This window comes from Limnobacter sp. CACIAM 66H1, assembly GCF_001601825.1.
Taxonomy (GTDB): Bacteria; Pseudomonadota; Gammaproteobacteria; order Burkholderiales; family Burkholderiaceae_B; genus Limnobacter.
This window is the reverse complement of the sequence record NZ_LUJK01000092.1, coordinates 1-4238: the sequence shown is the minus strand read 5'-3', so window position 1 is coordinate 4238 and position 4238 is coordinate 1. Positions and strand designations below refer to the sequence as shown.

5 protein-coding genes are annotated in these 4238 nt (G+C 46.1%); 1 reads left to right on the top strand and 4 read right to left on the bottom strand.

All coding sequences use genetic code 11. The annotated features are described in order from the left end of the window. Both A0129_RS15485 and A0129_RS15480 read right to left on the bottom strand, forming a co-directional pair. A partial coding sequence (locus A0129_RS15485) for an OmpP1/FadL family transporter (RefSeq protein WP_291716288.1) occupies positions 1–520 on the bottom strand: 520 nt, incomplete at its 3' end. 193 nt (positions 521–713) lie between these two features. Next, a complete protein-coding gene (locus A0129_RS15480; protein ID WP_291716287.1) occupies positions 714–1754 on the bottom strand; it encodes a putative solute-binding protein in 1041 nt (346 codons plus the stop codon). Between the two features lie 121 nt (positions 1755–1875). On the opposite strand from A0129_RS15480, the gene A0129_RS15475 reads away from it, so the two are divergent. Next, on the top strand, positions 1876–2904 hold the full coding sequence (locus A0129_RS15475) for an AraC family transcriptional regulator (RefSeq protein ID WP_040512019.1): 1029 nt from the start codon (positions 1876–1878) through the stop codon (positions 2902–2904). Between the two features lie 189 nt (positions 2905–3093). Here the strand turns inward: A0129_RS15475 and A0129_RS15470 are convergent, their stop codons facing one another. Together A0129_RS15470 and A0129_RS15465 are read right to left on the bottom strand one after the other, a co-directional pair. Further along, entirely contained in the window at positions 3094–3261 is a 168-nt protein-coding gene (locus A0129_RS15470) for a hypothetical protein (RefSeq protein ID WP_008247210.1), read from the bottom strand. Positions 3262–3694: 433 nt separating this feature from the next. Next, on the bottom strand, positions 3695–4108 hold the full coding sequence (locus A0129_RS15465) for a hypothetical protein (protein WP_291716286.1): 414 nt from the start codon (positions 4106–4108) through the stop codon (positions 3695–3697). Positions 4109–4238 lie beyond the last annotated feature (130 nt).

Here is a 4238-nt window from a genome sequence, read left to right as displayed (position 1 = left end):
TGACCTTAAAGTCAATATCGCGGCCTTGGTTGCGTCCCGGAAAATTTTCATCGTAGCGAACAATCAGTGCATGGGAGGCGGCCCCTCCGAAACCAACAACGAGTTTTTTAGTAATTGGAATTGCTACGAACAGGTTGGGCGCAAGGGCAGTTGAATCGTATCCACTTTTTCGATTGAATTCCTGCCCAGCGCTGCCTGTAGTGCCGCTGTTCGTTGGAGATCCATCCGGTGTTTGACCGGAGGTGTAAGAGGTGTTGATACCAACAAATGCAGCGCCAAGTACAACTTCCGCTCTTTTGAGTCTGGTCAATGCAGCAGGGTTCGCAAATAGAACAGATGCGTCACCTGCTTCGGCAGCCATCCCCGCATTGGCACTTCCCATAGAACTGATTGAGGTTGCATCAAATGCGGTTCCTCCCGCATATGCTTTGCTCGACAAAAAAGACAGAATTGGGGTTGCTGTCAATGCGCCTACAATTAGCATCTTGAAGTTTGGGCAGTACTGTATTTTTTTGTTCATGTTATATCCGTCGGGAAATGAGGTCGTATTGCATTTCACTGAGTGCAAGACATAAACCAGCTTTTCTATATCGCCAACAAGCGGCAGTCTCAAGATGCTTACAGAGACTGATTTGAGTGGCTTGGGTGGTTGAGACCAGGAGATAAAAAGGCCGATATGATCCTTTCTCGTCACATATCGGACTGGTCAACTATCAGAACGTTTTGCTGTCAGGTGTGCATTCTGAGTCCGCCCGATTCACACTGCACCGGATTTTCTTCATGATGCTCAAACCCTGCTTGTCGTATATGCCTTGCTCGACAATCGACCCCCTGCTTTCCCTCAACATGATGGTGTACTTAATCATGTTTTCAGGGGTCAGGTCACTCCATGTTTTCTCTGGAATTGTTTGCTCTGCTCGAAGAATCAATTTCAAAGCACGATCATACTGACCGCTCCAATACTTTCTTGACTCAAGTCCAAAGCCGACCGGAAACTTGCTGGTGTTGATCACCATCTGATAGCTCAAGATCACAATCGGAAAACGATTGATAGCACCTTTGGTGCCAATGCCTCGATAGAGTTCTAGCGGTTTATATGCGGCGGCTGGTGCTGCAATCATGTCAACAATGCCATTGTTGAACTTGCTGGCGAAGTTGGTGATATCTGCAGAAACTGGTTGAGCACCAATTTTCTGGATCATCACGGCCTGTGCCTTGTCATAGTCAAAAGCTGCAATTTTCTTGCCAGCAAGATCTTCAACGGTCTGGATTTTTCGATCGTTCAGCACTGGGTAAGCCGTCCCAAAAGGGATAATACCGGCGATCTCAAATTTTCCATTGATTGCGGTTTTTGTGGAGTTTGGTGAGGAAAATACCTGAATTGCGCGACGTACTACTTCGTAACTGGCGTTCATGTCCACCTTGCCGTCTTTGACGATTGAGGATGCGCCCAGTGAGTCAATAGATGTAGTGATGGCGTTGAATTGACGGGTACGGAAACCAGTCGCAAACACTGCATCACATTCACCCGCGATAAAGTCTTGAGTGGCAATTCGCTCATCCGTGTAAGCATGAATTTTGACGTTGCCGCCCCAAGCTTTAGAGGCAACTTCATAGTCTTTAGCCATGGCAAAAATATCACCCGCAGCACCTAAAAGATCATATACACATAATTTTTGATTACCCTGCTGTGCTTGGGCGGATAAGCTGAATGAGCTTGCGAGCAGAAATGCCCAAAGTTTTTTTGCGGCCAACGCGGGTAGTAAATTTCATCGTTATTGTCTCCATATGGTTTTAATATTTCATTTGATTATTACATTGGTAAAAACATATACTCTTGACCATTGAAGACTATTTTTTGACCTTTGGAGACAAATGAGTCTTTTACTTAGATCGACGGTCATGTTGGGATTTCTTGAGGTATTGAGCAGTAGTGGTAGTGATGCTCGCGAAATTGCTTCGCGGTTTGGTCTGGACCTAGACCTTGCGAATCAAGACAACGAGTTCGTCCCGATAGATGACTTTGTCAAGATGCTCGAATACGCCGCCAGAGCGAAGAATCTTCCCTGTCTCGGTTTAAGCATGTCTCCGTATCACGACATCAGCATCCTAGGCCCGCTTTCGCTGGTAATCAGCAATTTGCCCACAGTGCGCGAGGCAGTTGAATACGCAGCCAAACATATTGACATCATGAGCCCAGCAATTGAGATTGACAGTTTTCCGGAACCGTCACTGCCTCAAAGGTCCTCGTTCAATAGCTGGGTAAGTATTTCAATTAATTTGGGAAAGCCGATAGTCCACACACAAACCTTGGATATTTGCTTGGGCAATCTTCACCGTTTTATAAAGATTCTGGCAGGCGATAATTATCAATTGACTAAAGTAATCTTGCCTCATGGTTCGAAAAATCACCATGAAGTTTATGATCGATTCTTTGGTGCTCCTGTTGAGTTTGATCGTGACAAAGCAGCACTACTCTTGAGTAATTCGACTCTGGCAACTCGGCTCGATAAGCCCAATATTGAGCTTAGTCACATCGTAGATCTACACATTCAAACCAATTTCCGAAGCCTCCGTGGTACTTATTCAGCGAGGACTGCCCAAGTAATCAAAAAAATACTTGGAAGAACAGTGTGCGACAAATCTGCAGTTGCTAACCTGTTGGCGATTCACCCAAGAACTTTGCAACGGCATTTGTCTGATGAAGGCACTTCTTTTGATCAAATAAAGACACAAATCATTTGTCAAGAAGCGATTCGATATCTCACCGAGACGGAAGTTTCTATGTCTCACCTATCCTCTATCCTAGGGTTTTCCGAACAGGCCACTTTAGTCAGATTCTGCAGGCGTCACTTTGGGCGCTCTCCCCTTGCTATTCGAAAAAACACTGAACTTGCCTCCTGAATAACAGTGCCAACGGCATTCTGTTGATTTACACCCAGATTTGAATTGGGATTTGAATTGGGGTTTGCATTGAATTTTGCCCCCCCTTGGGGTCAGAATTATGTCTCGATTTTCAGTTTTTAGATCTGTTTTTCCTCCTTCCTGTTTTGCGTTGAACTGTGTTTGAAGCGGTAACTTTCGTTGCCTGTTTTACTTGTACTCGCGCCACAGCAAATCGAGTATGACGTGTTTGCGTTTCAATTCGCTGTGAATGAAAGCCGAGTTCGGTTGTGGGCGCTTCACGCTTGATGGCAAAGCAGGAGGAAACAAGCGCTGCTCATCTATTTTAACGCCAATTGAATAATCGATAGCGGCCATCTCGGCCCGTCACAGATAGTCTCACGCGGTGATGGGGCCGGCTTTGATGACCTCAGCAATTTGCTGATTGGTGAACCCAAGCCGTTCGCGCAGCCGCAGTGTTTCTAAAATCTTCCTCATGGACAACCTCCGGTTAGGCATTGGTGTGGCCGCTGTTGTTTGGTTAAAAAACCAAGCAAGGCGCCACGGTTATCAGCGAGCGATTTTAGGTTTCCAGTTTATGCTGGAATCAGTGTCCAGTTTCGACCAAAATACGCAAAACAACCCTTGCCCGATGTTTTGCCTTGAACTACTCGAAATCTTTCCACTGCCTGACCCGGTCATAGACCCGGTAAAGCCCAAGGCCACCAAATCCCGGACATGCTGCGCAGGTTCCTGTGCAGCTTCTTCGGCTTCTTGTGCTCGGTGGATACCAACTTTGAATTCTTTAACTTCACATGACCCTTGGCGTTTTTGCCTCCCACTCTCTCAAGAACAACGCGAAAGGCATCAAATCAAGATCATTTCCTAGCTCGAGCTCCGTCGCCCTCCAGCCCAAGATGGTTATTAACATCTGCTGACTGAAGCCTTGATCCTGAAATTTGCAACGATAAATCGACCCTGAAAACCCGTGAAAGTCCACGTAGCCATCCTGAATTTCGAAGCTACGAATGCCGGAGTTCAGACTCCAGACAGCATCTTCACCATCATGAGGCGCCGAAACCAATCGATAAAGCACTCCTTCTTTGTCGATATATTTAATGACTCCCCACTGGTACGCCTGTTTAATTTGCGTAGACAACTTTTGGGTTTCCGGTGCAGACTTTTCATTACTAGATTTATCAGATGAGTTGGTTTTCTTGTTCACCGTAATCTTCCTGATTGAACTGCCCCCTCCTCCGAACACTTCCGTTTTTCAGAGCATCTGGGGAGGACAGTTTTTTTGATATATCGAACGCGGATCATCACTAAGATCACTTGGCTTTCACACTGTTGAC